At 69.4% G+C, this 25,441-nt stretch carries 22 protein-coding genes; 16 read left to right on the top strand and 6 right to left on the bottom strand.

The features are described from left to right. Window position 1 precedes the first annotated feature (1 nt). Window positions 2–244, top strand: a complete 243-nt coding sequence (locus BLTE_RS12615; RefSeq protein ID WP_126397733.1) for a hypothetical protein — start codon at window positions 2–4, stop codon at window positions 242–244. A gap of 268 nt (window positions 245–512) precedes the next feature. Here the strand turns inward: BLTE_RS12615 and BLTE_RS12610 are convergent, their stop codons facing one another. The 4 genes from BLTE_RS12610 to tnpA form a co-directional block, all read right to left on the bottom strand. Then, entirely contained in the window at window positions 513–755 is a 243-nt protein-coding gene (locus tag BLTE_RS12610; RefSeq protein WP_126397733.1) for a hypothetical protein, read from the bottom strand. A 2-nt stretch (window positions 756–757) separates the two neighbouring features. Further along, window positions 758–2,408, bottom strand: a protein-coding gene (gene tnpC, locus BLTE_RS12605; RefSeq protein WP_126398497.1) for an IS66 family transposase whose coding sequence is annotated in 2 segments (ribosomal slippage) — window positions 758–1,375 and window positions 1,377–2,408 — 1,650 coding nt in all. Because the reading frame shifts where the segments join, the coding sequence is not laid out codon by codon here. A gap of 68 nt (window positions 2,409–2,476) precedes the next feature. Next, window positions 2,477–2,824 (bottom strand): IS66 family insertion sequence element accessory protein TnpB, encoded by a 348-nt coding sequence (gene tnpB / locus BLTE_RS12600; RefSeq protein ID WP_126397729.1) that lies wholly within the window; start codon window positions 2,822–2,824, stop codon window positions 2,477–2,479. Beyond that, a complete protein-coding gene (gene tnpA / locus BLTE_RS12595; RefSeq protein WP_126397727.1) occupies window positions 2,821–3,171 on the bottom strand; it encodes an IS66-like element accessory protein TnpA in 351 nt (116 codons plus the stop codon). The genes tnpB and tnpA overlap by 4 nt, the downstream gene beginning before the upstream one ends. A 734-nt stretch (window positions 3,172–3,905) precedes the next feature. On the opposite strand from tnpA, the gene BLTE_RS12590 reads away from it, so the two are divergent. From BLTE_RS12590 to BLTE_RS12560, 7 genes are all read left to right on the top strand, one after another. Continuing rightward, window positions 3,906–5,642, top strand: coding sequence for a hypothetical protein (locus tag BLTE_RS12590; protein ID WP_126401041.1), 1,737 nt, complete (start codon window positions 3,906–3,908; stop codon window positions 5,640–5,642). A gap of 287 nt (window positions 5,643–5,929) precedes the next feature. Continuing rightward, window positions 5,930–7,477 (top strand): ArnT family glycosyltransferase, encoded by a 1,548-nt coding sequence (locus BLTE_RS12585; protein ID WP_145988193.1) that lies wholly within the window; start codon window positions 5,930–5,932, stop codon window positions 7,475–7,477. Window positions 7,478–7,731: 254 nt separating this feature from the next. Then, the gene (locus BLTE_RS12580) at window positions 7,732–8,307 is read left to right on the top strand and encodes a GtrA family protein (protein ID WP_126401039.1); all 576 of its coding nucleotides are present in this window, start codon (window positions 7,732–7,734) and stop codon (window positions 8,305–8,307) included. Between the two features lie 84 nt (window positions 8,308–8,391). Beyond that, the gene (locus BLTE_RS12575) at window positions 8,392–9,171 is read left to right on the top strand and encodes a glycosyltransferase family 2 protein (protein WP_126401038.1); all 780 of its coding nucleotides are present in this window, start codon (window positions 8,392–8,394) and stop codon (window positions 9,169–9,171) included. Between the two features lie 32 nt (window positions 9,172–9,203). Next, window positions 9,204–9,950: a sugar phosphate nucleotidyltransferase gene (locus BLTE_RS12570; protein ID WP_126401037.1), complete on the top strand. Its 747-nt coding sequence runs from the start codon at window positions 9,204–9,206 to the stop codon at window positions 9,948–9,950. Continuing rightward, on the top strand, window positions 9,947–11,872 hold the full coding sequence (locus tag BLTE_RS12565) for a lysylphosphatidylglycerol synthase transmembrane domain-containing protein (RefSeq protein WP_126401036.1): 1,926 nt from the start codon (window positions 9,947–9,949) through the stop codon (window positions 11,870–11,872). The genes BLTE_RS12570 and BLTE_RS12565 overlap by 4 nt, the downstream gene beginning before the upstream one ends. Continuing rightward, window positions 11,869–12,438, top strand: a complete 570-nt coding sequence (locus tag BLTE_RS12560) for an HAD family hydrolase (RefSeq protein WP_126401035.1) — start codon at window positions 11,869–11,871, stop codon at window positions 12,436–12,438. Before BLTE_RS12565 ends, BLTE_RS12560 begins: the two co-directional genes overlap by 4 nt. 137 nt (window positions 12,439–12,575) lie before the next feature. Here the strand turns inward: BLTE_RS12560 and BLTE_RS12555 are convergent, their stop codons facing one another. Beyond that, window positions 12,576–13,175, bottom strand: coding sequence for a response regulator transcription factor (locus BLTE_RS12555; protein ID WP_160140603.1), 600 nt, complete (start codon window positions 13,173–13,175; stop codon window positions 12,576–12,578). Window positions 13,176–13,340: 165 nt separating this feature from the next. Between BLTE_RS12555 and BLTE_RS12550 the strand changes: the two genes are divergently transcribed. The 8 genes from BLTE_RS12550 to BLTE_RS12515 all read left to right on the top strand — a co-directional run bounded on the left by BLTE_RS12550 (window position 13,341) and on the right by BLTE_RS12515 (window position 24,854). Beyond that, the gene (locus BLTE_RS12550) at window positions 13,341–14,711 is read left to right on the top strand and encodes a glutamate--cysteine ligase (RefSeq protein WP_126401033.1); all 1,371 of its coding nucleotides are present in this window, start codon (window positions 13,341–13,343) and stop codon (window positions 14,709–14,711) included. A gap of 273 nt (window positions 14,712–14,984) precedes the next feature. After that, the gene (locus BLTE_RS12545; RefSeq protein WP_126401032.1) at window positions 14,985–16,034 is read left to right on the top strand and encodes a patatin-like phospholipase family protein; all 1,050 of its coding nucleotides are present in this window, start codon (window positions 14,985–14,987) and stop codon (window positions 16,032–16,034) included. Window positions 16,035–16,036: 2 nt separating this feature from the next. Further along, window positions 16,037–17,491 carry a GntP family permease gene (locus tag BLTE_RS12540; protein ID WP_126401031.1) on the top strand — a complete coding sequence of 485 codons (1,455 nt, stop codon included), beginning with the start codon at window positions 16,037–16,039 and terminating at the stop codon, window positions 17,489–17,491. 28 nt (window positions 17,492–17,519) lie between these two features. Further along, window positions 17,520–19,280 (top strand): metallophosphoesterase family protein, encoded by a 1,761-nt coding sequence (locus BLTE_RS12535; RefSeq protein ID WP_126401030.1) that lies wholly within the window; start codon window positions 17,520–17,522, stop codon window positions 19,278–19,280. A 102-nt stretch (window positions 19,281–19,382) separates the two neighbouring features. Next, window positions 19,383–20,513: an alanine racemase gene (alr, locus tag BLTE_RS12530; protein ID WP_126401029.1), complete on the top strand. Its 1,131-nt coding sequence runs from the start codon at window positions 19,383–19,385 to the stop codon at window positions 20,511–20,513. Window positions 20,514–20,651: 138 nt separating this feature from the next. Continuing rightward, window positions 20,652–22,505 carry an AsmA family protein gene (locus BLTE_RS12525; protein ID WP_126401028.1) on the top strand — a complete coding sequence of 618 codons (1,854 nt, stop codon included), beginning with the start codon at window positions 20,652–20,654 and terminating at the stop codon, window positions 22,503–22,505. Window positions 22,506–22,969: 464 nt separating this feature from the next. Then, window positions 22,970–24,310: a hypothetical protein gene (locus BLTE_RS12520; RefSeq protein WP_126401027.1), complete on the top strand. Its 1,341-nt coding sequence runs from the start codon at window positions 22,970–22,972 to the stop codon at window positions 24,308–24,310. Between the two features lie 223 nt (window positions 24,311–24,533). Continuing rightward, on the top strand, window positions 24,534–24,854 hold the full coding sequence (locus BLTE_RS12515; protein ID WP_126401026.1) for a YnfA family protein: 321 nt from the start codon (window positions 24,534–24,536) through the stop codon (window positions 24,852–24,854). 3 nt (window positions 24,855–24,857) lie between these two features. Here BLTE_RS12515 and BLTE_RS12510 read toward each other — a convergent pair whose 3' ends face one another. Further along, window positions 24,858–25,439 carry a GNAT family N-acetyltransferase gene (locus tag BLTE_RS12510; protein ID WP_126401025.1) on the bottom strand — a complete coding sequence of 194 codons (582 nt, stop codon included), beginning with the start codon at window positions 25,437–25,439 and terminating at the stop codon, window positions 24,858–24,860. Window positions 25,440–25,441 lie beyond the last annotated feature (2 nt).

Raw genomic sequence — 25,441 nt, 5'->3', positions numbered from 1 at the left:
CATGCACGTCAACAAGGTCTCCCGCGTCACCACGATCGCTCGCGTCGCCGAGGACCTCGGCGAAGACGAAGATTGGCTGCACCAGGTCGCCAACGAAATGGACGTCGAGGACGGCATCATCTGGGTCTACGGCGTCGGCGACGCCGCCGTCAGGGCGTTCACCGACTTCGGAATCGAGACCCTGGTCGAACTCATCAAAATCCACAAAGCAAACCCGGCGCTCCTCGGACCTTCAGAGCCGTAAGCGCCCCACCTGCGGCCCACGCCGGAGGGATACGTCGATCACGACGCGATGGACCGATCGCCAAGGATCGCGACAGGGGCCTGCAGGCGCGGGCGCCGGGAACTCCATCGAGCAGCTGCGCGACAGCGAGACGACGCGTGAAGCCAGAGGCCCTCGGCTTCGACCCGCCTCGGCTGTGGGGGCTTGTTCCGGCCTTCCACGTCTTTGTTTCAGAGGGAATTTCAGGCCCTGGATGGTATCCCTCCGGCGTGGGCCGCAGGTGGGGCGCTTACGGCTCTGAAGGTCCGAGGAGCGCCGGGTTTGCTTTGTGGATTTTGATGAGTTCGACCAGGGTCTCGATTCCGAAGTCGGTGAACGCCCTGACGGCGGCGTCGCCGACGCCGTAGACCCAGATGATGCCGTCCTCGACGTCCATTTCGTTGGCGACCTGGTGCAGCCAATCTTCGTCTTCGCCGAGGTCCTCGGCGACGCGAGCGATCGTGGTGACGCGGGAGACCTTGTTGACGTGCATGCTCACGCCGCCCGAGCGGAGAGTGCCGAGGGCCGTGGCGCCCAATTCCAGGGCAGGAGGTCATCGAGCCTATGCGCCGGGTGGCTTGGCAGGCGCGCCAGGACGTCGGCCAGCCAGGCCTGCGGATCGATGCCGTTCATCTTGGCCGTGACAATCAGGCTGTACATGGCGGCGGCGCGGTGCCCGCCCCGATCGGACCCGCAGAACAGCCACGACTTGCGACCAAGAGCGATGCCGCGAAGCCCGCGTTCGGCGGCGTTGTTCGACAGGCAAACCCGCCCATCCTCGAGGAACAGCGTGAAGCTCGCCCAGCGCTTCAGGATGTAATTGAACGCCTTGGCGAGGTCGTGCCCGCGCGCGAGCTTGGCAAGCTCCTCGCGCATGTGGCGATGAAGATCCTCGACCAGGGGGCGGCTTCGCTCCTGGCGAACGGCGAGGCGCTGCTGCGCGCTGGTGCCGGTGATCGACCGCTCGATCTCGAACAGCTCGTCGATCCGGCGCACCATCTCGATGGCGATCGGCGAGAGCACGGCGTCCGTCCTGCCGGCGGCCCGGCGCCGCGCCGTCCCCTCGATGTCGGCCATGGCGAAGAACGGCCGCCGCGCGTGGGCCCAACAGGCCCGCCTCCCGGATCGGCCCAGGGGCGCGTCCGACCAGGTAGAGCGGGGCGTAGCCGTCATAGGCGTCGGCCTGCAGGATGCCCGCGTAGCCGGCGAGATGCCCCTGGGGGTGCTCGCCCCGGCGGTCGCGCGAATAGTAGAACATCGCCGCCGGAGGATCGGTGCCGCCGAAGGGCCGGTCGTCGCGGACATAGACCCAGCAGCGCCCGGTGTCGGTCTTGCCCTTGGCCAGCACCGGCACGGTCGTGTCATCCGCGTGCAGCCGCTCTGCCGCCATCACATGAGCCTCCAGGCGGCGGAGCAGCGGAGCGAGCTCGCTGCAGACCGCCCCCACGGCGTCCGCCATCGTCGACAGCGCGATCGGCACGCCCTCCAGCGCGTAACGCTCGGCCTGCCGGTTCAGCGGCTGATGCTGGCCGAACTTGTCGACCATGATCATGGCCAGCAGGCTGGGACCGGCCCAGCCCCGCGGGATGCTATGGAACGGCGCCGGCGCCTGGGAGACCGTCTCGCAGTCGCGGCAGCTGAACCTCTCCCGCACCGTCTCGATCACCTTCCACTGGCGCGGGATCACCTCCAGCGTCCGCGTCACGTCCTCGCCGATCTTGCGCAGCCGCGTGCCGCCACAGCACGCGCAGGCCGCCGGGGGATCGATCACCACGCGCTCCCGCGGCAGATGCTCGGGGAAGGTCTGGCGCTCGGCGCGCTTGCGGGTAAAGCCCCGCACGGTCGTCGTCTGGGCGGCGGCCTGTTCGGCCGCGCGTTCGTCCTCGGTCGCGCCCGCTTCGAGCTCCTCGAACGCCAGCGCCAGCTGCTCGATCAGCCGTGCCGCACGTTCCGACCGCTGGCCGTAAATCTGCCGCTCGAGCTTGGCGATCTGCAGCTTCTGATAGGCGATCAGCGCCTGATCTTCCGAGGCCTTGGCGCGCGCCACCGCAAGGTCTGCGGCGACCTCCAGCGTCTTTGCGCGCTCAGCCGCCAACGCCTCCTTCAGCGCGGCGAGTTCGGCGGCAGCATCACCATCGGCGTCCATGCATCCTATGGAATCACATCTTCGCCGCGGTGTGACGTGCAAAGTGGAGCGTCGCCGCAATTATTTGATCAGCCCGCGCTCTGCGGCCGCCATGTGTGCTGGGGATTGCGCCAGTCGATCGCCTCGAGCAGATAACTCATTTGCGCCGCCGTCAGCGCCACCGCGCCGTCGACCGTGGCCGGCCACACGAAGCGCCCGCGGTCGAGCCGCTTGGCGTAGAGCGACAAGCCGATGCCGTCGTGCCACAACGCCTTGATCAAGGTCCCGGCGCGGCCCCGGAACACGAAGACGTCGCCGCCGAACGGGTCGCGGCCGAGCCCTTCCTGCACCAGCAGCGCCAGGCCCTGCATGCCCTTGCGCATGTCCGTATGTCCGGTCGCGATCCAGATCCGCACGCCCGCCGGAACCGGGATCATCGCAGCGCCTTGAGGGTTGCCGTCACCAACGCCGCCGGCGCAGACGCGCCGATCTCAACCCGCACGCCGCCGGCCAATTCCACGACGATCGCGGCGCCGTCTTCCCTCGTGGCCGCGGCCGTCCCACCGGCCTCCACGACGATCGCGCGGGCGAACCCAACCCCGCTCGTCCCGTCGCCAACCTCGTGCCGCCATTTGTAGATCAGGCTGGTCGATACCCCGTAGCGCCGTGCTACGTCCGCCACGATCGCCTCCGGCGCAAACGCCGCCGCCACGATCTCCCGCCGTTCCTCGCCGCTCCACCGCCGGCGCCGCTCCGGCCCCGTCAGCACCGTCATCTGGCTCATGCTGCGCTCTTACGCGCGCTCGTAAGAGCGCTCCTATGCGCGCAGCATCCGCGAAGCGCGAGGTCCCACACAAGGCGGCCCACGCCGGAGGGATACCCTGGATGTCCGCGCAGGCAAATTCATGCAGCCTGCGCGGGTTTGGCTGGAGGCGCGGGGATGACGAGGGATGTCTCGCGGCCCCAAGTCTCACCGCCCAGGTCTCGCCGCCCAAGTCTCACCGCTCAAGTCTCGTGGGCCCAAGTCCTGTAGCCCCAAGTCTCGCCACCCCCAAGTCCCGCAGCCCCTGGGCATGATTCGCCCGGCAGGCTCGCGGTGACGCCGAGGACGGGCACGGCGCGGCCGCGCCAGCTCCGCACAAGGCGCCCTGCGGTTGGTGCCGTCATCCGGCTGTAAGGGAAGGAAGCTATGTGCTGCTGGCGAGTTGATGACTTGAAGCCAGCGAGCACAGCATTCGTCGTCACGGCACGGTGACGCCGGGCGCATCAAAGGAATGTCCATTTCAGGCAAGCGCGTGGCGCAGATCTGCGCCGCGACGGCGGAGAATTGCCCGCCGCCGTGATGTCCGGATCGAGATGGAAGCATGTGAAGCAACGGCGGACGTCACATGAGTCGGCGTCTGCTGTCGCGGTGAGCAGGTTGAGCGAAAGCGCAGACCGGATACGCCAGACGAACGACATAAAACAAGACAGACCAGAAGAGCCGGCCGCGGCAGCGCGCCGGGAGAGGGCCGGGGCGTGATACTTCGATATCTGTTCGTTCTGCTGCTGGCGGGCTGGCTTCTCTATCCCATCCTCTTCCCGGCTCCGGTGGAAGGGTTCAGCGCGGCCATTCTCAGCCTCGGCGCTCACCTCGCCAATGGCGATCTCCTGGCGTTCGACCCGCTGCAGCCCTTCAATGTCGAATTCTTCAGCCTGTCGAAGCTCGGGGCGGTGCTCGGCGTTGCTGGGCTGATGGAAAGCCTCGGCGTTGGTGCCGAGACGGCGCTGCGGCTGATGATGTGGAGCGGCGAGGCCGTTCTTCTCGTCTCGACCTTCGTCCTCGTGCGCCGCTGGTCCGGTGCCTCGCCGCTCCTCGCCATCGCCGCGATCCTGCTCGTGCCGGGCATGATCGAGAACAGCTTCTTCTACAATGAGAACGTGGTGGCGGCGGCGTTTGCGGCGCTGGGGCTCGTCTGCTTCGGCACGCCCTCGCGCGTTCTCCTGCCGCTGATCGGCGGCGCGCTGTTCGGCCTCGGTGCGTTGACGCGGCCGGACATCGTGCTCGCCGGCGCCGCCGTTCCGCTCATCGTCTTCGAGCGCTCCGGCCTCACGCGCCGCAGCGCGATCGCGCTTCTCGCCGGCGCGCTCGCCGGCGCGATCACCTGGTTCGGCACGCTGGCGCTGATGGGGGCGAGCGTCCTCGATGTCCTCAAGGCCGCCGGCCATGCCTTCATGCTGTGGGATCGCCAGCCCGCCTATCCGCGCCACGTGCGCGAACTGCTGTTCTTCGTCGGGCTGCCGGCCGGCCTCCTGGCACTGGCCGGCATGGCGGCGCTGGTGCGGCAGCGGGCATTCGTGCGCCTCGCTTTGCTGGTGCTGCCGATCGTCGTGGTCAATGTGGTGTTCTTCGGCAGCCTGTGGCAGTCGCGCCAGCTTTTGAGCATCGCGCCCTTCGTGGTGGCGCTGACAGCACTCGGTCTCACCCAGCTTCTGCCGCAGCCGGGCATGAGCCGGCCGGGAGCGTGGGTGCGAGGTGCGGTCGCCGCCGCGATCGCGCTGATCCTGCTGGTGCCCGGCCCGACCGCCTATGATGACGGGCCGCGCGATCTGTTCGGCCGAATTCCGGGAATCGCGCACTGGCGCAACTGGCAGAACGACGTTGCGGCCGACATGGCGACCATCCGGCGCGCCGTCGATGACGATAAGCCCGGCCTGCGCGTCATCATCACCGACGATTGGAACCCGGACCGCTACGTCCATTTCGCGCTCGTCGATGCCGGTTTCCGCCCGCAGCCGCGCGCCGGCCTCGCGCCGGCCTGCGCCGGGATTGCCGAGCCGTTCGTGCGTGGCCCGCAGCAGGTTCTGCACCTGCGCATCCACCAGAGCTTTCTGAAGGACGCCAACGCGCTCAATCGCGAGCGCTTCGAGACGATGGCGCGCCCCTGCCTTGATGCCGTGGCACCGGGCTCGACCACGCTGGTGCTGGCGGCCGATCGCCTGCGCTTCATCGAGGGCGGCGGCGACGTAGCGCTGCTGTGGCCCGCCGAGGCGAAGGGTGCGTTCGGCCATCTGCTGCAGCGGATGTTCACCGGGCAGGCCGCCGGCCTCACGGCGGTTGCGGTCGATGCGGCGATGCTCGACCGCATGGCCGCGGCCTATGTGGCGCTGGAGGCGCAGACCCGCCAGGACTTCATTGCCAAGGGCTACACACTGCGCACGGTGGCCGATGGAATCGCCGGCACCCGCCGCATCATTCCGTTTCCGAGGGACTAGTGATGCAGTCACCGGCTGAGACGGCCGCAGCCCACCCCACACCGCGCGACTCCGTGCGCGCGGGGCATATGGAGTCGCGTGCGGACGGCAGGACGACGCTGCTCTTCATTCCCCTGGCCATCCTCGCCGCGTGGCTGCTCTATCCCAGTCTCACGCCCGTTCCTCTGGAGGGATTCAGCGCGGCGATTCACGGCCTCGGCGTTCATCTTGCCCAAGGCGACATTCTGGCGTTCGACCGGCTGCAGCCGCTGCACGTCGAATTCTACGGCCTGTCGAAGCTCGGCGCCGTGCTCGGCGTCGCCGGGCTGGTGAAGCTGTTCGGTATCGAAGGCGAGACCGCGCTGCGGATCCTGATGTTGTTCGGCGAGGCCGCGCTCCTTGTCTCGACCTTCATTCTGGCGCGCCGCTGGGCCGGGGCGCCGCCGCTCATTGCCGCGCTGGCCGTGCTGCTGGTGCCGGGCGTGATCGAGAACAGCTTCTTCTACGCCGAGAGCGTCATCGCGGCCGGGTTCACCAGCCTCGCTCTGGTCTGCTTCGGCACGCGGTCGATCGTCGCGGCACCGCTGATCGGCGGCGCGCTGTTCGGGCTCGGCGTGCTCACCCGGCCGGACATCATCCTTGTCGCCGCCGTGGTGCCGCTGCTCATTGTCGAGCAGCATGGCGTCACGCGCCGCGGCGTCGTCGCGCTTCTGGTTGCCGCCATCGGCGGCGCCATCATCTGGCTTGGCCCGCTCGCTCTGATGGGCGTCACGCCCTTCGACATCCTCAAGGTCGGCAAGCTCACCCTCCAGCTTTGGGACCGTAAGTTTTCCATTCCGCACCATCTCCGCGAGATCGTGGTGTTCGTCGGACTGCCCGCCGGTTTCCTGGCGACGATCGGCGTGGTGGCGCTGATCCGGCAGCGGGCGTTCATGCGCCTCGCCGTTCTTCTGGTGCCCATCATCGCCGTCAACGCGGCGTTCGCCGGCAGCATGTACCAGTCCCGTCAGCTTCTGGGTCTGGCACCGTTCGTGGTGGCGTTGACGGCGGTTGGCCTCGTGCAGCTCATGCCGCGGCCGGGCACGGGCCGGGTGGGCCTTTGGACGCGGGGCGTGGCCGCCGTCGTCATCGCGCTGATGCTGCTGGTGCCGATGAAGCCGGGCCATGACGACGGCCCGCACCATCTCGTGGGCCGCATTCCGGGAATCGCCGATTGGCGTGACTGGCAGAAGGATGTGGCGGCCGAAGTGGCGGCGATCCGCGACATCGCCGCGGTGGATCGCCCGGGCCTGCGCGTCATCATCTCCGATACCTGGAACCCCGACCGCTATCTGCATGTCGCGCTCATCGAAGCCGGCTACCGCGCGCAGCGGCCCGCCGAGATCGAGCCGGCCTGCGTCGCGATCGCCGAATCGTTCGAGCGCAATGGCGCGCGCGTGCTGCATGTGCGGCTGTTCCAGGGCTTTGTGCGATACTATCCCGCGATCATTCGCGAGCGGTTCGACGCCATGGCGCGTCCCTGCCTCGAGGCAGTGGCGCCGACCGAAGCGACGCTGCTGACCACAGCGGATTACCTGGCCCTCATGCAGGGCAGGGCGGGTGTCGCGGAACTCTGGCCGGCGCAGCCGGCGAACCCGTTCGACAACCTTCTGCTGCGGCTGTTCACGGACAAGCCGTGGCCCATCATGGTCGTGCCGTTCGATGCCGACTTGGCCGAGCGGATGAGCCGGGCCTACGCGATCGTGGAGGTCGAGGCCAAGGCGCGGCTCGTCGCCATGGGACACCGCCCGCCCGGGACGGCGGCCGAGGCGATTGAGGCCACGCGGCGCATCATTCCGTTTCCGAGGGGGGATTGACGGGGCCATAGCGGGCGACGGACGGACTTCGCCTGTGGCGCAGCGGTGTTCTTGCTGGGGCGCTCGGATCTGCGGCCTGGCAACGTCCGGCAGGCTGGCGGGATATCCCGAGGTCCCAACATACGGCTGTTATCGATCTCCCCTATCAGTCGTGAAGCAGGAGGCTTCAACGATGTCCAACCGCCCGGCCGCCCCGATCCGCCTCGCGCCGCGAGCGTGTCCGCCGATCCGGTCGGATCATGCGGACGCCTGATATGCCGGCAGCCATGATCCTCGGCAACACACCCCAAGGCGCGGTCCAGGGCGCGGCTCAAGACGTGGCCCAGGACGTAGCCGAAGACGTAGCCGAAGACGTGGCGCAAACCGCCGCGTCCCGCGCCGGATTCAAAGGGCTGCTCGGTCGGCTCGAGGCCGGCGCGCTGGCGAAGCCGCTGCGCTTCGTCGGCCTGTCCGGCATCGGCTGGCTGCTCGACACCGGCGTCTACATGCTGCTGGTCGGCGGCTTCGGCCTGCGCGTGTTCGTCGCGGCGATGATCGGCGGGCTGTGCGGCGCGAGCTTCGCCTTCCTCACCTCCAGCCGCTGGGTGTTCGCCGCCCGCCGCCACGGGCTGGGCGGCCGGCTCGCCGTCTATCTGGTCTATACGGCTGTGCAGATCGTCGTGATGTCGGCGGTGATCGACGGCCTCGCCGCCGGGCTGCAGGCGGGCCTCGCGCGCGTCGAACTTGCCATCTCTTGGCCGCTGGTGGCGCTGGCGAGCAAGTGCCTCGTCACGCCGTTCATGCTGGCGATGAACTACTTCGTCGCCAGAAAACTCAGCGGGGGCGCGTGACATGATCACGGCCCGGGCCGACAGCGTGCGTCTTCGCCAGCCGGCCGGCGGCCGGTGCCGGCGTCATCAGGGACTCGAAACCGCGTGACCGACCGCATCCTTGTGTTCATCCCGATGTACAATTGCGCGCGGCAGATCGGCCGGGTGATTCCGCAACTGTCGGGCCGGATCAAGCCGCTGATCGCCGAGGTTCTGGTGCTCGACAATGGCTCGCGCGATGGCGGACCCGAGGTCGCGCGCGATGCGCTGCAGCGGATCGAGGGGCTCTCCTGGCGCATTGCCCGCAACCGCGAGAACTACAATCTCGGCGGCTCGCACAAGCTCGCCTTCGACCACGCCATCGACAACGGCTTCAGCCATGTCATCGTGCTGCATGGCGACGATCAGGCAAATATCGACGACTTCGCCGATGCGCTGCAGAGCGGCCTGCACCGCCAGTATGACAGCCTGCTCGGCGCGCGCTTCATGCGCGGCTCGCGCCTGGAGGGCTATTCGACTTACCGGCTGATCGGCAATCACGGACTCAATATCCTGACCAGCGCGATCGTTCGCCGCTGGATCGCCGATCAGGGCTCGGGGCTCAATCTCTACGGCACCGACTATCTCGCGTCGCGATTCTACAACGCGTTTCACGACAACCTCATCTTCCCGGCCGAGATGCTTTACCACTCGGTCCATTCCGGCGCGAAATTCCGCTTCGTGCCGATCTCGTGGCGGGAGGAGGACCAGTCGTCGAGCGCGCGGCCGATCAGTCAGGCGCTTCAGATCCTCAGCGTCGCCTGGAACAGGAACCGGATATTTTCGGAACCGCCGCGCGCGGAGCCTGCGGCAGCGCGCGGCTTCGATGTCATCTACGGGCGTTGAGGCGGAAGCGGACGCGCATCGGGCAAAGCAAGATGGCTGTCAATCTGATCATCCCGATGGCGGGCCGCGGCTCCCGCTTCTCCAAGGCCGGCGTCAGCGTGCCGAAGCCGCTGGTCGAGCTTGCCGGCCGCCCGTTCTTCTGGTGGGCGACGGAAAGCGTCCGCCGCAGCACCGCGGTCGCCGAGATGGTGTTCGTCGTGCTGCGCGAGCACGTGGCCGCGTTCCAGATCGATGCCCGCGTACTGAACCTCTATCCGTCCGCCCGCATCATCGCCATCGACGAGGTCACATCGGGCGCGGCAGAGACCGGGGTGATCGGCGCCCGTTCCATCGTCAACGATCTGCCGGTCGCCATCAATGACTGCGACCACGCCTTCAACGCGCCGTTTCTCGATGAGGCGGTCGCGGCGCTGGCACGCGGCGCGGCCGGCGCGCTGGTCGGCTTTCGCGCATCAGAGCCCTGCTATTCCTATGTCCGGATGGACGAAGGCGGCCGCGTCGCCGGCACGGTCGAGAAGGTGGTGGCAAGCCCCTTCGCCATTGCCGGCTGCTACCTGTTCCGCGATGCGGAGACCTATTGCCGGCTGTTCGACGCCTACCGCCTGCAGTGCCCATATGATGAGCTGTTCATCAGCGGCATGTTCAATGCGCTGATCGCGGCCGGCGACACGGTGGATTTCTGGGAGTTGCCCATCCATCTGTCGTTCGGAACGCCCGACGAGCTGGACAAGGTGCGCGCGCGCGATCCGCTCGCCGCGCTGGGGTGGGCTGAGCGATGACGGCCGCGGTCAGTGTCGAGCTGTTTATTGCGGCGGTGGCGACGCTCCTGGTCGCCCACGTCGTGCGCTGCATTCGCTGGGCCACGCTGTTTCCCAATCTCAGCCACGTCCGGCATTCGGATCTGCTGGTCGGGCTGTCGATTGGTTATCTCGTCAACGCCATCCTGCCGTTCCGCATCGGCGAGCTGCTGCGCATCCTCTACGTCCACTGGCGCGGCAAGGTGCAGATCGCCTGCGTCGTCGCGACCGTGGTGCTGGAGCGCGTGCTCGACGTGCTGGTGGTGGCGGCAATCCTGCTGGCGTTCGTCGCGGGCGACCGGCTGACATGGTCGGTGGGGCTGTCGGTGGCGCTCGGCCTTGCCGCCGTTGTCGCCACGGTCGCGTTCGGGCTCCATGTGCCGCGCTCCAAGCGAGTGCGCCAATGGGTGTGGTCCGTCGCGTCGGTGTTCAGCTCCAAGATCAAGTTCATGATCCTCGATTCGGTCTGGACGTTCGCGTCGCTCCTGGCGTCGCGGCGCTATCTCAGCCCGCGGTTCATGATGCTGACGGTGTCGATGTGGGCGGTCTACCTCCTGTCCTATCTGCTGTTCGCCAGGGCGGTGGAGGCGGGGTTCGTCGAGGCCACCTATCTGCTGCTCGGCAGCCCGCTGAGCTCGCCGATCCTGCTGCTGGCCGGCCACAATCTCGACAACGACCTCGCGCTCGGTCTGCTGCTCGTCGCCTACACGTCGCTGCCGATCGCCGCCGTCATCATCTACGGCCTGGTGCGCGACCGGCCGGCCATCGTCGGGGCGATGCAGGCCGCCCATCGCTACGGCTTCATCGGCGGCGAGCTCTACCGCATCGTTTCCACCGACAAGTTCCGGCGCGCCTCCGACTACGAGCTGTTTCTCACCGCGCTGTTCGGCGACGAGCACCATCTCGTCTCCGATTTCGGGTTGTCGGCGCTCGACGACGCCGTCGTCCACCGGCTGCTGCACGGCGGCTCGGACGCGATCACCGCGGTGGTCGAGAGCGACGGCCGGCTGATCATCCGCAAGTTCGCCGTCTGCGATGCGGCGGAGAAGCTGTCGGTGCAGGCGGCGTGGCTGAACGCCCATCGCGGACGCCTGCGCACTGTTGACATCCTCGAGGAGCACAAGGGCCAGCAGTTCTATCGCTACGATATGCCTTATCTGATCGAGGCCAACGACTTCTACGACGTCATCCACATGCTGCCGATCGAACGGAGCGCGGCGATCCTCGACGACGTGATCGGGCAGCTCGACGCCTTCCATCGCGCCCATGATGCCGGCATCGCCGGCGCCGAACAGGTGGATCGCTATTTGGCGGTGAAGGCGGCCGGCAACGCCCGCATCATCCTCGATTTCGCCCGCACGTTTCTCAGCGGCCCCGTCTACACCATCAACGAAACCGCCTACAGCCTTGCCGACTGGGCGCGCCTCGCCGACCCGGACTGGCTGAGAACGCAGATCGCCGACCGCAGGACGACGGTGCTGCACGGCGACCTGACGATCGAGAACATCATCGTCCGCCTCGATGGCGCGCAGAGCTGGTATCTGATCGACCCCAACCCGGACAATGTCTTCAACAGCCCGCTGATCGACTGGGCGAAGATGATGCAGTCGCTCAACCTCGGCTATGAGGGGCTGAACCGCGCCTTGCCGGTCACGGTAACGGACAATGCGATCCGGCTGACGGTCACCAAGTCGCACGCCTATGAGCTTCTGCACGAGCGCTTCGTGGCTGTGATGCGCGAAAGGTTCGGCGCCGAGGGGCTGCGCGAGATCCATTTCCACGAGCTGATCAACTATATGCGGCTCACGCCCTACAAGATCCGGCAGAACCCCGAAAAGGGCATGACGTTCTTCGCCTGCTCGAGCATCCTGCTCAACCGCTATGTCGAGCGGTACGCCAGATGACCGTGAGGGCCGTGCTGGTGGATCTGGACGGCACGCTGGCCGACACCGAGGCGGCGAACGCGGCCGCCTATGCCGAGGCGCTGGCCGAGGTCGGCGTCGGTGTGGGGATCGGCGAGCTTGCGCGGCGCGCACACGGCCGGCACTGGTCGCAGTTCCTGCCCGACATATTGGCCGGCGCCGGCAATCCGTCGGCGCCCGACGCGGTGGCGGAGCGCAAGAAGCGGATCTATGAGGCGCGGCTGGCGCATATCCGCATCAATCACCCGCTCGTCAGCCTCATCGCCTTCGTGCGCCCGCTCTGCCGCACCGGGCTGGTGACGACGGCGGCCGCGGGCACGGTGACGTCGCTGCTGGCGTGCCACGGGCTCGGCGGCCATTTCGATGTCGTGGTCACCGGCGACGACGTCGAGCAGCGCAAACCGCATCCCGAGGCCTATCTGCGGGCGGCGGACCTGCTCGGCGTCGCCCCGCAGGAGTGTCTGGCGTTCGAGGATTCGGACGTGGGCGTTGCCGCGGCGAAGGCGGCGGGCGCCCACGTCATCCGGGTGACGGCGCCGGCGGCCTGATGGCCGCGGGGTTCCTGGAGCATTCTCCGCAAAAGCGGGAACCGGTTTTGCGAAAGAGAATGCGAAAAGCCAGACACCTGGGACGGCCGCTCGGTTCGGCGGTTCGGGGGACGTTGGGATCCCGCCGAGGGCCGCCCTCAGCGCCGCGGCGCCGTGGCGTCGGCCGCGCGCTGGCGCCGGGCGTAGTCGGCGGCCTCGGCCGCCGTGCGCCGCGGCTCGGGGCCGTAATAGTCGCCGATCTGCACCATCCGCCGCGGCTGCAGCAGGATCGACACGATCCGCTCCAGCAGGGCATTGCCGGAAACCGGTTTCTTGAGAAACTCATGCACGCCGAGCCGCGTCGCCTCGAGGATGCGCCAGCGCTCGACATGGCCGGTCAGCATGATGATCGGCACGTCGGGCTGCGGGAACACGCCGGGCGAGCGCACGATCCGGACCATCTCGGCACCGTTGAGCATCGGCATTTCCCAGTCGACCACCACGATATCGGGGGCGAACATGCGAATTGCCTCGATCCCGGCCAAGCCGTCGGCGGCTTCCAAGGTCGTCTTCACGCCGATATTCGTGAGAATGTTTCGCACAAGCTTGCGCATGAACGCATTGTCGTCCACCACCAGAACGGAAATGTTCTGGAGGAGTTTTTCCACTTTCTTGGGAATGACGCTTTGCATTTTAGGGGAAGGATCACGCTCGTCTGCGGGCCATCGGCCGGAGCAACCTGCCACAGGGATCGTCAAGACCAGCTTTACGGCCGCACCGAAAGACGGGCCGTTAATGGCAACTTTCGTAGAACCCGTTCCACGCATTTTGAAAAATATCCGGACAGTGCGAACGGGCGTCAGGCGATTTGCGCCGGGCGGCGTGTTGTGTAAGGTCCGCCACCTTTCCCGCCGGAGCCCTGGATGGCGCGCGATACCACCGACATGATCCCGATCGAGGGGCGCCAGGAGCTGGCCGCCTATCTCGAGGCCGGCTGCAAGCCGCCCGAGCAGTTCCGAATCGGGACCGAGCACGAAAAATTCGCCTTCACCCTCGGCCGTCACGAGCCGGTGCCCTATCAGGGCGAGCGCAGCATCCGCGCGCTGCTCGACGGCATGCGCCTGCAGCTCGGCTGGGAGCCGATCCTGGAGGGCGACAACATCATCGGCATGGTCGATTCGGCCCATGGCGGCGCCATCTCGCTGGAGCCGGGCGGCCAGTTCGAGCTGTCGGGCGCGCCGGTGGAGACGGTGCACGAGACCTATGCCGAGCTCTATGCGCATCTCGCCCAGCTTCGCCAAGTGGCAGCGCCCCTCGGCATCGGCTTCCTCGGCCTCGGCATGAGCCCGAAATGGACGATGGCCGAAACGCCGGTGATGCCCAAGGGCCGCTACCAGATCATGGCCACCTACATGCCGAAGGTCGGCACGCGCGGTCTCGACATGATGTTCCGCACCTGCACCGTGCAGGTGAACCTCGACTTCGCCTCCGAGGCCGACATGGTGAAGAAGCTGCGCGTGTCGCTGGCGCTGCAGCCGGTGGCGACCGCCATCTTCGCCAATTCCCCCTTCACCGATGGGCGGCCGAACGGCTTCCTGTCGGCGCGCTCGGAGATCTGGCGCGACACCGACAATGCGCGCGCCGGCATGCTGCCCTTCGCCTTCGAGGACGGCATGGGGTTCGAGCGCTATGTCGACTATGCGCTCGACGTGCCGATGTATTTCGTCAAGCGCGGCGACCATTACATCGACGTCGCCGGCGCCTCGTTCCGCGACCTGATGGCCGGCCGGCTGCCGCAGCTTCCGGGCGAGCGTGCCACCCGCTCGGACTGGGTCAACCACCTCTCGACCATCTTTCCCGAGGTGCGGCTGAAGCGCTTCCTGGAGATGCGCGGCGCCGATGCCGGGCCGTGGCGGCGGCTGCCGGCGTTCTCGGCGCTGTGGGTCGGCGTGCTCTATGACGGCGCCGCGCTCGATGCCGCCTGGGATCTGGTCAAGGGTTGGAGCGCCGAGGAGCGCCAGCGCCTGCGCGACGAGGTACCGCGCCTCGGCTTCAAGGCGTCCATTGCCGGCCGCAGCGTGCACGAGATCGCCCGCGAGATGCTGGCGCTGGCCCGCGCCGGCCTCGCCCGGCGCGACCGGCCGGACGACAATGGCTGCGATGAGACCAAGCATCTGGAGGCCATCGTGCCCTTCGTCGAGGCCGGCCGCACCCCGGCCGAGGACCTGCTCGACAGCTTCCACGGGCGTTGGAACGGCTCGGTCGAGCCGGTGTTCGAAGAACACGTCTATTGAGCACCGGCCCCGCGTGCCGGTAGCTGGAAACCGTCTCCGGTGGTGCATCCTCAGGCCGCAGCCGGGAGGGGAGCCCGCGGCCCGCTCCCGGTGCGGTTGACTCCGAGATCGGCGTGTCAACAAGATCAGCGACATGTCTTGGCGGATCGGGGCGATCCGCAGGTTGCCGGGCGCCCGGAAGCCGCGAGCATTGAGCCCCCCGCTTTCGGACCTCGATCGGGCGGGCCTCGCCCCGGTGCCCGCCGGGGCGCAACCACAGCAGGAGGATGTCGGATGACCGCCGTCGAGAGCCGAAAGCCGACAACCCGGCGCGCGCCCCAGCTCGTCGACCTTGCGCTGCAGGGCGGCGGCGCGCACGGCGCCTTCACCTGGGGCGTGCTCGACCGCCTGCTGGAGGAGCCCTGGCTCAGGATCGACGGCATCTCCGGCACGTCGGCCGGGGCGATGAACGCCGCGGTGCTGGCCGACGGCTACGCCGCCGGCGGCGCGGAGGGCGCCCGCGCGGCGTTGGCCGGGTTCTGGAAGCGGGTGTCGGATGCGGCGCGCTTCAGCCCGTTCCAGCGCAGCCCGCTTGACCGGATGCTCGGCCGCTGGTCGCTCGACAATTCGCCGCTGTTCGTGACCATGGATCTGATGTCGCGGCTCTATTCGCCCTACGACCTCAATCCCGGCGGCAACAATCCGTTGCGCGGCATCCTGGAGGAGCTGATCGATTTCGAGCGGCTGAAGACCTCGCCGATCCGTCTGTTCATCACCGCCACCAATGTGCGCACCGGCCGCGGCCGGGTGTTCCGCAATGGCGAGATCACGCCGGACGTGCTGATGGCCTCCGCCTGCCTGCCGACGCTGTTCCAGGCGGTGGAGATCGACGGCGAGCCCTATTGGGACGGCGGCTATTCCGGCAACCCGACCATGACGCCGCTGGTGCGCGAACTCGACTCCGACGACACCATCCTCATCCCCATCAATCCGGTCGAGCGGCCGGGCACGCCCAGTTCCGCCCGCGATATCCTCAATCGGCTGAACGAGGTCTCCTTCAACGCCGTGCTGCTGAAGGAGCTGCGGATGATCGCCCTGCTGCGCCAGGTCGCCGATCCCGGCAATTGCGAGGGGGCGCAGTGGGCGAAGATGCGCATCCACATGGTGCGCAACGGCATCATGGCCTCGCTCGGCTATTCCTCCAAGCTCAATGCCGAGTGGGAGTTCCTCAGCATGCTGCATGAGGAGGGCCGCCGCTCGGCCGACGATTTCCTGGAGAAGGACGGCGACAAGATCGGCGTCACGTCGTCGGTGAACCTCGACGTGCTGCTCGAGGGCGTCTGACCATGGGGCTCCTTGGCATTCTGGTCGGTCTCGGCCTTCTCATCTTCCTGGCGTTTCGCGGCTGGAGCGTGCTGCTGCTGGCCCCGGCCGGCGCGCTGATCGCCGCCGCGTTCTCGTCGGAGCCGCTTCTGGCGCACTGGACCCAGACCTTCATGGGCAGCGCGGCGGGCTTCATCGCCCAGTTCTTTCCGCTGTTTCTGCTCGGCGCCCTGTTCGGCAAGCTGATGGACGATTCGGGCTCGGTCACCACCATCGCCCGCTTCATGACCGAGAAAATGGGGCCGCAGCGCGCCGTGCTGGCGGTGGTGCTGGCCGGCGCGCTCGTCACTTATGGCGGCGTCAGCCTGTTCGTCGCCTTCTTCGTGCTGGCGCCGATGGCCGAGGCGCTGTTCCGTTCGGCCAATATTCCGCGCCGGCTGATGCCGGCGGCGATCGCGCTCGGCACCTCCACCTTCACCATGTCGGCGATGCCCGGCACGCCCGCGATCCAGAACGCCATCCCGATGCCGTTCTTCGGCACCACGCCGTTCGCGGCGCCGGGGCTCGGCCTCATCGCCTCCGTCATCATGCTGGGCTTCGGCCTGTGGTGGCTGGCGCGGGCGGAAGCCGCGGCGCGCCGCCGCGGCGAGGGGTTCGGCGCGGTGCTGCCGCTCAGCGTCGATGATACGGCAGACGATCTGGTGGTGCGCGAGCGCGCCAGCACCGCCCGCGAGTTCGACCCGGCCGAGATCAATCGCGGTAGCCACGCCGCCGCCGGCCCCTCGGTGGCGGTGGCGTTCGCGCCGCTGGTCGTGGTGGTGCTGGTGAACCTCCTGATGTCGTTCGTGGTGCTGCCGCGTCTCGACCTCGCCTTCCTCGCCGAGCCGCGTTTCGGTTCCACCTCGCTGTCGGCGGTGGGCGGCGTGTGGTCGGTGGCGGTAGCGCTCGCCTCCGCCATCCTGGTGGCGATCATCCTCAATTCCCGCCGCCTGACCGAACTGCGCGCCACCATGGATGCCGGCGCCAACGCCTCGGTGCTGCCGGTGCTCAGCGTGGCGAGCCTCGTCGGCTTCGGCGCGGTGGTGGCGGCCATGCCGGCGTTCGAGATGGTGCGCGATTGGGTGCTGTCGATCCAGGGCGGGCCGCTGGTGTCGCTCGCCGCCTCCACCAACATCCTGGCTGCGCTCACCGGCTCGGCCTCGGGCGGCATGACCATCGCCCTCGATGCGCTGGGCTCGACCTACATGAAGCTCGCCGCCGAGCTCGGCATCGATCCGGCGCTGCTGCACCGGGTGGCGGTGATCGGCTCGGGCACGCTCGACAGCCTGCCGCACAATGGCGCGGTGGTGACGCTGCTCGCGGTGTGCGGCACCACCCACAAGCAGGGCTATCTCGACATCGTCATGGTCGGCATCGTCGGCGCGATTCTGGCGCTCGCCGCCGTCATCGGCCTCGGCACGGTGTTCGGCTCGTTCTGAGAATAATTTCGACCACAGCGGGGTGCCCATGGCGGCCATCATCGACCCGCGGCAGGGTGATGCCGAGGACGACGCATCGAGCACCAAGCAGCGCTCGCTGCTTTCGCTCGCGGGCTCCCTGCTGGCGGAGATCAATCTGCCCAAGCTCGCTCTCACCTGGGTGCTCCTGATCGGCGCGCCGGCCCTGCTGCTCGGGCTGGCGCCGCTCGTCGCCTCGATCTGGCTGTCCACGGTATCGGCCAAGGTGGCCTATGCCCTGTCGGGGCTGGGCTCGGCGCTGCTGCTGGCCGGCGTCGTCGCACTCGGCTGGTTTGGCGGGCCGCGGCTGATACGGATGGCCGAGCACAATTTCTGGGCGCTCAACTCGCTGGCGGTGCAGCCGATCTACGCCATGGCCCGCGAGGCGCTGCGCCAGCTTGCCGAATCCCTGCTGGCCTCGACGGCGAGCGCCGAGCGCCGGGCGGCGCTCCGCGCGGCCATCGCCGCGGTTGCCGGCCTCGTCGTGGCGGTGCCGGCGGTGCTGCTGGTGGTGCTGGTGTGGCCCAGGACCCGCTGGGTCGGCACCGCCGCCGACCTCGCCGAGCCCAGCCAACTCGCGCTCGCCGCGCTCGCCAACGGCTTCGTGCTGATCGTCGGCTATTTCGCCGCTGCCGCGCTGGTGTGGGGCTTCGCCGATGCGGCGATGGCCCAGCCGCGCGACATCCGCTTCGCACCACCGCCGGAGCCGGGGCGGCGGCGCTGGCGCATCGCCCACCTGTCGGACATCCACGCGGTCGGCGAGCGCTACGGCTTCCGCCTCGAGTCCGGCCGCGCCGGCTCGCGCGGCAACGGCCGGCTGCGGCACGCGCTGGCCCGCCTCGACGCTCTCCACGCCGCCCAGCCGCTCGACGTGGTGTTGGTGACCGGCGACGTCACCGATGCCGGCCGCTCGGCCGAGTGGGCCGAGTTCTTCGACGCGCTCGCGCGCCATCCGGCGCTGGCCGAACGGCTGCTGATCCTGCCGGGCAACCACGACGTCAATGTCGTCGACCGCTCCAACCCGGCCCGGCTCGACATGCCGTTCAGCCCCAACAAGCGGCTGCGCCAGTTGCGCACCATCTCGGCCATGGCGGCGGTGCAGGGGGGGCGCGTGCGCGTCGTCGATGTCGCAGCTGGGCGGATCGGCCCGACGCTGGACGAAGCCCTGGCGCCGCACCGCGCGGCGATGCGCGAGTTCGCCGACACCGGCACGCTGCACCACATTCTGGCGATGGCCGATCTGTGGGCCGGCCTGTTCCCGCTGGTCTATCCGCCCGACACCGAGGATGGCCTCGGCCTCATCCTGCTCGATTCGAACGCCGACACCCATTTCTCCTTCACCAACGCGCTGGGGCTGGTGTCGGCCGCGCAGGTGCGCGGCATCGAGATCGCAAAGGCGCACTATCCCGCCGCCCGCTGGCTGGTCGCCCTGCATCACCACGTGGTCGAATATCCGATGCCGGCGAAGCACCTGTCCGAGCGCATCGGCACCGCGCTGGTCAATGGCAGCTGGTTCGTGCGCCGCCTGCAGCAGATCCTGCCGGGCGCGGTGGTGATGCACGGCCACCGCCATATCGACTGGATCGGCGCCTGCGGCAGCCTGCGCATCGTCTCGGCGCCGTCGCCGGTGATGGAGGCGAAGGACGACAAGCCGACCCATTTCCTGATCCACACCCTCGCGGACGGGGCGGATGGCGGCCTCGACCTTCTGGAGCCGGAACGCATCGTCATTGCCGGCGAGCCGGCCTCGGAGGCGGCAACGGTCCACTGACGGCGGTCCTCTGAAGCAGGCGCCACGCTGCCGGCCGGCATTCGCAGAGGTTCGTGAACGATTCGGTCTGCTAGACTGGAGTTTTCCGTCTCCGAGTCCGCCATGCCCGCCGTTCAGCCTCTCCCCGCCGGCACCCCCGATCTCGCCGGTGGCGTCCTCACCATCGATCTTGCCGCCCTCGTCGCCAATTGGCGTGCGCTGGCGGCGCGCCTCGCGCCGGCCGCGTGCGCCGGCGTGGTCAAGGCCGATGCCTATGGCTGCGGCGCAGCCGAAGCCGGCCGGGCGCTGCGCGCAGCCGGCTGCACCACCTTCTTCGTGGCGCTGCCGGCGGAAGGCCGGGCCTTGCGCGCCGCCGTGCCGGACGCCGCGATCTATGTGCTGAACGGCCTGCCGCAGGGGGCGGCCGAGACCTTCGCCACCGCCCGCCTGCGGCCGGTGATCGGCGATCTCGGCGAGCTTGCCGAATGGGAGGCGTTCGTCGCCCGCACCGGCTGGAGCGAGGGCGCCGCCCTCCACCTCGACACCGGCATGAACCGGCTGGGCCTGCGGCCGGAGGAGGCCCGCGCCCTGGCGCTGAGGCCGCGCGGCCAGCCCCCGGTGTCGCTGGTGATGAGCCATTTCGCCTGCGCCGACGAGAAAGACCACCCGATGACGGCGCGCCAGATCGCGCTGTTTCGCGAGGTGCGGGCGCTGTTTCCCGGCGTGCCGGCCTCGCTCGCCAATTCGGCCGGCGTGTTCCTGGGACCGGAGGCGCATTTCGACCTCGCCCGCCCCGGCTACGCGCTCTATGGCGGCAACCCGACGCCCTGGACGGCGAACCCGATGCGCCCGGTGGTGCGGCTCGACCTGCGCATCATCCAGGCCCGCACCGTGCCGCCCGGCGAGACGGTGGGCTACGGCGCCCGCTGGACGGCGCCTGCCACCCGCCGCATCGCCGTGGTCTCGGCCGGCTATGCCGATGGTCTCTTGCGCGCCGCCTCGGCGCGGCCGGGCGCGCGCGTCCTGGGCTATGCCGGCGGGGTGGCGTGCCCGTTGGTCGGGCGCATCTCGATGGATCTCGCCGCCTTCGACGTCACCGACGCGCCCGCCGATGCCGTTCAGCGCGGCGACACCATCGCGCTGCTGTCGGAGCGCTTCGGCGTCGACGACTATGCCGAGGCCGCCGGCACCATCGGCTACGAGGTGCTGACCAGCCTCGGCCGGCGCTATCGCCGCGTGCACGTCGGCGGATGACCAGCGGGGGGATGACGGATCGGAGGATCACCGCAAAGGCCTGATTCGCGACCGTTTCGAGCCTTGAAAGCGTCACAGAGCACCGCCAATGTCCCGGCTCCGCACCCGCCGGTGCCTCCTCTTTTTGGTGTGGCTGCCGTGACCGCGCGATCCCTCGTCAAGTCCGTCGCCTTTGCGCTCGCCGGCTTTGCCGGCGTGCTGGTGGTTGGCGCCGTCGTGCTGCGCGTGGCGGTCAGCAACCAGGATGTGCACGCGGCCGTCTACGCTGCGCTGGGCAAGGATGCCGGCCGCTCGTTCGCGGCGGGCAATCTGCGGGTGGTGGCCTGGCCACGCCCGGCGGCGCTGTTCGAGGATGTCGCGATGCGCGGGGAGGGGCCCGCCGCCTTCACGGCGCCGAGCCTGACCGCCACGCTGAAGCTGCTGCCGCTGCTGTCCGGCCGCGTCGAGGTCGACGAGGTGGTGCTCGACCAGCCCGAGATCACCTGGTCCGTCAATGGCGGCCCGCTGGTGCCGGCCGCCGCCGCCGGCTCGGCGCCGGACATCCGCATCAATGGCGGGCGGATCGACATTGACGGCCCAGATGGCGCCATCGAGCGGCTCGAGGACGTCACTGCCGATATCGAGCACGGCTCCACGGCGATCACGCTGTCCGGCACCATGCGGCTGCGCGACGAGCCGATCGAGGCGTATCTGTCGATCGGCGATGCCGCCGCCTTCGCCCGCGGCGCCCGCTCGGCCGTACGCTTCAAAATGACCGCGCCCGCCGCCGCCGTGTCGTTCGACGGGCACGCCGTGTTCAACCGCGCGCTTCAGCTCGAGGGCGCCGTGGCGGCCGACAGCAGCGCGCTGCGCACGGCGCTGGCTTGGTTCGATCTCGACCCGGTGGTGCGCGGCGGGCTCGGCCGCTTCGCTCTGAAGGGCGACCTCGCAGTGTCGGGCCGCCAGTTCGCGCTGCGCGGCGCCAGCCTCGAGATCGACGGCAACCGCGCCGAGGGCGGGCTGACGGTGCGCTTCGAGAACGGCCAGCCGATCGTGCAGGGCACGCTGGCGGCGGAGACGCTGACGCTCACCCCCTATTTCGTCGATTTCGCCCCCCGCCGCACCGGCGGCTGGACCAGCGAACGCTTCGACACCACGGTTCTCACAACCGCCAATGCCGACATCCGCCTGTCGGCCGGGCGCATCGTGTTCGGGCAGGCGAGCCTCGGCCATGCCGCAGGCGCCGTGCTGCTGCGCGGCGGCCGCCTGTCGCTGACGCTGGGCGAGGCCGAGGCGTTCGACGGCATGCTGCGCGGCACGCTGGCGGTCGCCTCCAATGCGGGGGGCGTGGACCTGCGGGTCGATGCGGTCGCCAGCGACATCGATCTCGACCGTTTCGGCCAGACCCTGTTCGGCGCGCGCCGGTTCGAGGGCCGCGGCGCCCTGGTGGTCGGGCTGGAAGGGCAGGGCGCGAGCCCGGCGGCGATCGCCCGCAGCCTCACCGGCGAGGTCAAGATCAATGCCGATGCAGGGGCGCTGACCGGCGTCAATATCGAGCAGATCCTGCGCCGCATCGAGAAGCGGCCGCTGGCCGGCACCGGCGACCTGCGCGGCGGCCGCACGACGTTCGACCGGCTGGCCGTCCAGGTCCGGGTGACCGACGGCGTCGCCACCTGCGACGACGTGGTGATGGAAGGACCGGCGGTGCGGGTGGCGGTGTTCGGCACCGCCTCGGTCGGCGAGCGCACGCTGGACCTCAAGGGCATCGCCGCGCTGGTCCGCGCCGCCGGAGCGGGGTTCGAACTGCCCTTCATCATCCGCGGCCCCTGGGACAGCCCCGCGGTGGTGCCGGATGCCGAAAGCCTGATTCGCCGCTCGGGCGCCGCCGCACCGCTTCTGGAGCGCGCCGTCCGCCGCGCCGCCGAGCCGGCCTCGGCGGCTTCGAACACCGCCGCCAATGGCGCGGTGCCCGCGGTGGAGGGTGCAGGCGATCTGGCCTCGGATACGCCCTGATTCGAATGTCGGCCTCGGCCCGGGAGGAGGGCAGGGGAGAAGCGACGGGATGGGCGACCTTGGACCTTGGCTATTCTGGACCTCGGGGCTCTTCGAGCTCGGCCGGGTCGAGACCTTGGCTGGGTCGAGACCTTGGCCGGGTGGAGACCAGCGCCGCGTTCGAGTTTGTCGTATCTCAAGTTGGCCTTGCCTCAGGCTGAGCCTTGCTCAAAGTCGAGGCCGGGGCGATCGTGGTTAGGCCCGATCGGGCCGGATCCGCATCGCCCCTGTGCCGTCCGTTCCGCCTGCCGTCCAACCGTGTTCACGCCGACACCACCGCCATGCTGCTCCGCCTCCTGCTCGCCGCGGTCGTCTTCGGGTCCGCTACGGCCGCGACTGCCCAAAACGCTGTCCAGGGATCTGCCCGGCAGGCTCAGCCATCCGGGGCGACTGACGTCGGCCGGATGATCGACGAGGCCGTGGGCATGCCCGCCATGCCGACGGCGCCGCCGGCCAATCTGCTGCCGCCGGGCAATTTGCCGCCGCCGGCCAACACCTTCGAGGCCGGCCGTCCGGCCCCGGCCGCGCCGCCGCCGGGGCTCGCGGTCGAGGTGGTGCCGGGCGATGCGTCGATCGCCGCCGGCAAGGCGGTTGCGCCGGGCGTGTCGCGGACGCTGCGTATCGCCCTCACCAATCACGGGACGGTGCCGCTCGCCCGCATCGCCGTCACCGCTCAGCTCGATGGCGCGCGCGCCGAGCCGTCCGGCCCGTGGCGGGTGGAGGGGGCCCTGGTCCGCGCCGAGGTGCGCACGCTGGCGCCGGGCGCCCGCGTGCTGCTGCCGCTGCAGGTGCGCTCGGCCGATCCGGGGCCGGCGGGGCAGGCCACCGGCCGGGTGCTGGTCGATGCCCGCATCCAGGGCCAGCCGCCGGCCGGCGACGATTTCGCCTGGACGGTGAAGGATTGCCCCGGCGCCTATCGCGCGGCCCTTGAGGGAGTGCGCACCGGTGCGCTGGTCGAGCTGCGTCAGGCTTCGGAGGCGATGCGCAAGGGCAATCCGGACCTGCCGTCAGGGGGGCTGTCGTTCCGCCCGGCCAAGCCGGCGCGCGGCGCGGCCGGCATGCCGATCCGCATCGCCGCGGGCGTCGCGTCGCGCCGCGGCGGCGACCCCGAACTCGCCCGCGATCCGCTGCTCTACACCGCCGCGCGGACGATTCTCGAGCTCGACCAGTACATGAAGCAGCGGGCGGTGCCGACGCTGTGCACCGGGGCCGCCGGGGTGGTGGCGGCCTATCGGCGGGCGTTCACCCCGGTGGAAAGCCGGCTGGCCGCCATCCGCGATGCCGCAGCCATGGCACGATCGGCTCCGGCCGCCGAGGGCGTCGCAACGACCGGCGGCGCGACGACGGGCGGCGCGATGACGGGCGAACTTAGGGCAAGCGACCTGAAGGCGAACGACGTCACGGCGGTGGTCTCGACGCCGGGGAACGCCGGCAGCGGTCCGGCGGCGAGCGCCGGGGCAGGTTCGGGGCCCGACAGCGGCGGCGACCTTGCCGCCCGCGCCCGCCGGGCCGCCATCGATGCCGGCCTGCTGCCGGCCGACGCGCCGGATGCCGGCTCCGCCCTGGCGACGCTGGCAGCGGCACGGGCGGCGATGCGGACCGGCACGCGGCTCGATCCGGCGGCGGCCGACGCGCTGTCGGCGGTCGAGGTCGAGGCGTGGCTGGCCGAGGCCGAGGCCGGGGCCGAACGCCTGTCGCAGGCGTTCAAGGCGACATTGGACGGCGTCCTCGCCGCCCATGACGCGAACTGCACCTGCGCGCCGTAGAGCATGATGCGCAAAAGTGGGAACCGGTTTTGCGAACACATCATGCTCAAACAATAACTTATACCAACGGCCGCGAAAGCGGACCGTTGGTTCCGATCGCGGATTTTCGAGAAATCTCTGATTTCCCGAAAGAAAATCCGCGAGAGTCGACGGCCCCACGCGTCAGCGTCCGGGGCCGTTGGAATTGACGCGTCCTTCCGACCACGGCAGGCCCCGACAGACCATGGCCACGGCACTCGCCTATATCGGCGCCGCTTTGGCGGAGATCGCCGGCTGCTTCGCCTTCTGGGCGTGGCTGCGGCTGGACAAGTCGGCGCTGTGGCTGGTACCCGGCCTCGGCTCGCTGATCCTGTTTGCCACGCTTCTCACCCAGGTCGACAGCGCCGCAGCGGGCCGCGCCTATGCCGCCTATGGCGGCGTCTATATCGCCGCGTCGCTGGCTTGGCTGTGGGCGGTGGAAGGCGTCTCCCCCGACCGCTGGGACATCACCGGGGCTGCGATCTGCCTCGTCGGTGCCGCGGTGATCATCGCCGCCCCGCGGTGACTCTCACTCCTCCCGCACGCGGGCATAGAGGTAGTGGTCCGCCCATTCGCCATTGATGCAGAGATAGCGCCGGGCATAGCCCTCGCGCTCGAACCGGTTCTTCTCCAGCAGGCGGATCGAGGGTTGATTGGTCGGCACGCAGGCCGCCTCGATCCGATGCAGGCGCAGCGTGCGGAACGCGAACGGCACCAGCGCGCCGACGGCCGCGCTCATGTGGCCGCGCCCGGCATGGGGCAGGCCCATCCAGTAGCCGAGCGACGCGCTCTGGGCGACGCCGCGCCGCACATTGGACAGGGTGACCCCGCCGACCAGCACGTCGTCCTCGGCGCGGAACACGAAGAACGGGTAGGCGAGGTCCTCGCGCTGGTCGCGGGCGTAGCGCCGGAGCCGGCGGCGGAAGGCGCCGCGCGTCAGGTCGTCGGCCGGCCAGATCGGCTCCCACGGCTTGAGGAAGTCGCGGCTCAGGGCGCGCAGCCCGGCCCACGCCTCATAGTCGGCCATCTGCGGCGTGCGCAGCACCACCCCGGCGCCGCCGATGGCCGGAACCGACGGCTCCGACCAGGGGACTGGTCCGAACAATCCCATGC

Source organism: Blastochloris tepida (assembly GCF_003966715.1).
GTDB classification, from domain to species: Bacteria; Pseudomonadota; Alphaproteobacteria; order Rhizobiales; family Xanthobacteraceae; genus Blastochloris; species Blastochloris tepida.
The sequence above is the reverse complement of the archived record's forward strand: the minus strand, read 5'-3'. Positions and strand labels throughout refer to the sequence as shown.

Bases quoted from the DNA above. Each gene is read 5' to 3' on its own strand.
- BLTE_RS12615 (WP_126397733.1), top strand. From the start codon at position 2: ATGCACGTCAACAAGGTCTCCCGCGTCACCACGATCGCTCGCGTCGCC.
- BLTE_RS12610 (WP_126397733.1), bottom strand. From the start codon at position 755: ATGCACGTCAACAAGGTCTCCCGCGTCACCACGATCGCTCGCGTCGCC.
- tnpB (WP_126397729.1), bottom strand. From the start codon at position 2,824: ATGATCCCGGTTCCGGCGGGCGTGCGGATCTGGATCGCGACCGGACAT.
- tnpA (WP_126397727.1), bottom strand. From the start codon at position 3,171: ATGAGCCAGATGACGGTGCTGACGGGGCCGGAGCGGCGCCGGCGGTGG.
- BLTE_RS12580 (WP_126401039.1), top strand. From the start codon at position 7,732: ATGCCGGCAGCCATGATCCTCGGCAACACACCCCAAGGCGCGGTCCAG.
- BLTE_RS12570 (WP_126401037.1), top strand. From the start codon at position 9,204: ATGGCTGTCAATCTGATCATCCCGATGGCGGGCCGCGGCTCCCGCTTC.
- BLTE_RS12565 (WP_126401036.1), top strand. From the start codon at position 9,947: ATGACGGCCGCGGTCAGTGTCGAGCTGTTTATTGCGGCGGTGGCGACG.
- BLTE_RS12560 (WP_126401035.1), top strand. From the start codon at position 11,869: ATGACCGTGAGGGCCGTGCTGGTGGATCTGGACGGCACGCTGGCCGAC.
- BLTE_RS12550 (WP_126401033.1), top strand. From the start codon at position 13,341: ATGGCGCGCGATACCACCGACATGATCCCGATCGAGGGGCGCCAGGAG.
- BLTE_RS12545 (WP_126401032.1), top strand. From the start codon at position 14,985: ATGACCGCCGTCGAGAGCCGAAAGCCGACAACCCGGCGCGCGCCCCAG.
- BLTE_RS12540 (WP_126401031.1), top strand. From the start codon at position 16,037: ATGGGGCTCCTTGGCATTCTGGTCGGTCTCGGCCTTCTCATCTTCCTG.
- BLTE_RS12535 (WP_126401030.1), top strand. From the start codon at position 17,520: ATGGCGGCCATCATCGACCCGCGGCAGGGTGATGCCGAGGACGACGCA.
- alr (WP_126401029.1), top strand. From the start codon at position 19,383: ATGCCCGCCGTTCAGCCTCTCCCCGCCGGCACCCCCGATCTCGCCGGT.
- BLTE_RS12520 (WP_126401027.1), top strand. From the start codon at position 22,970: ATGCCCGCCATGCCGACGGCGCCGCCGGCCAATCTGCTGCCGCCGGGC.
- BLTE_RS12515 (WP_126401026.1), top strand. From the start codon at position 24,534: ATGGCCACGGCACTCGCCTATATCGGCGCCGCTTTGGCGGAGATCGCC.
- BLTE_RS12510 (WP_126401025.1), bottom strand. From the start codon at position 25,439: ATGGGATTGTTCGGACCAGTCCCCTGGTCGGAGCCGTCGGTTCCGGCC.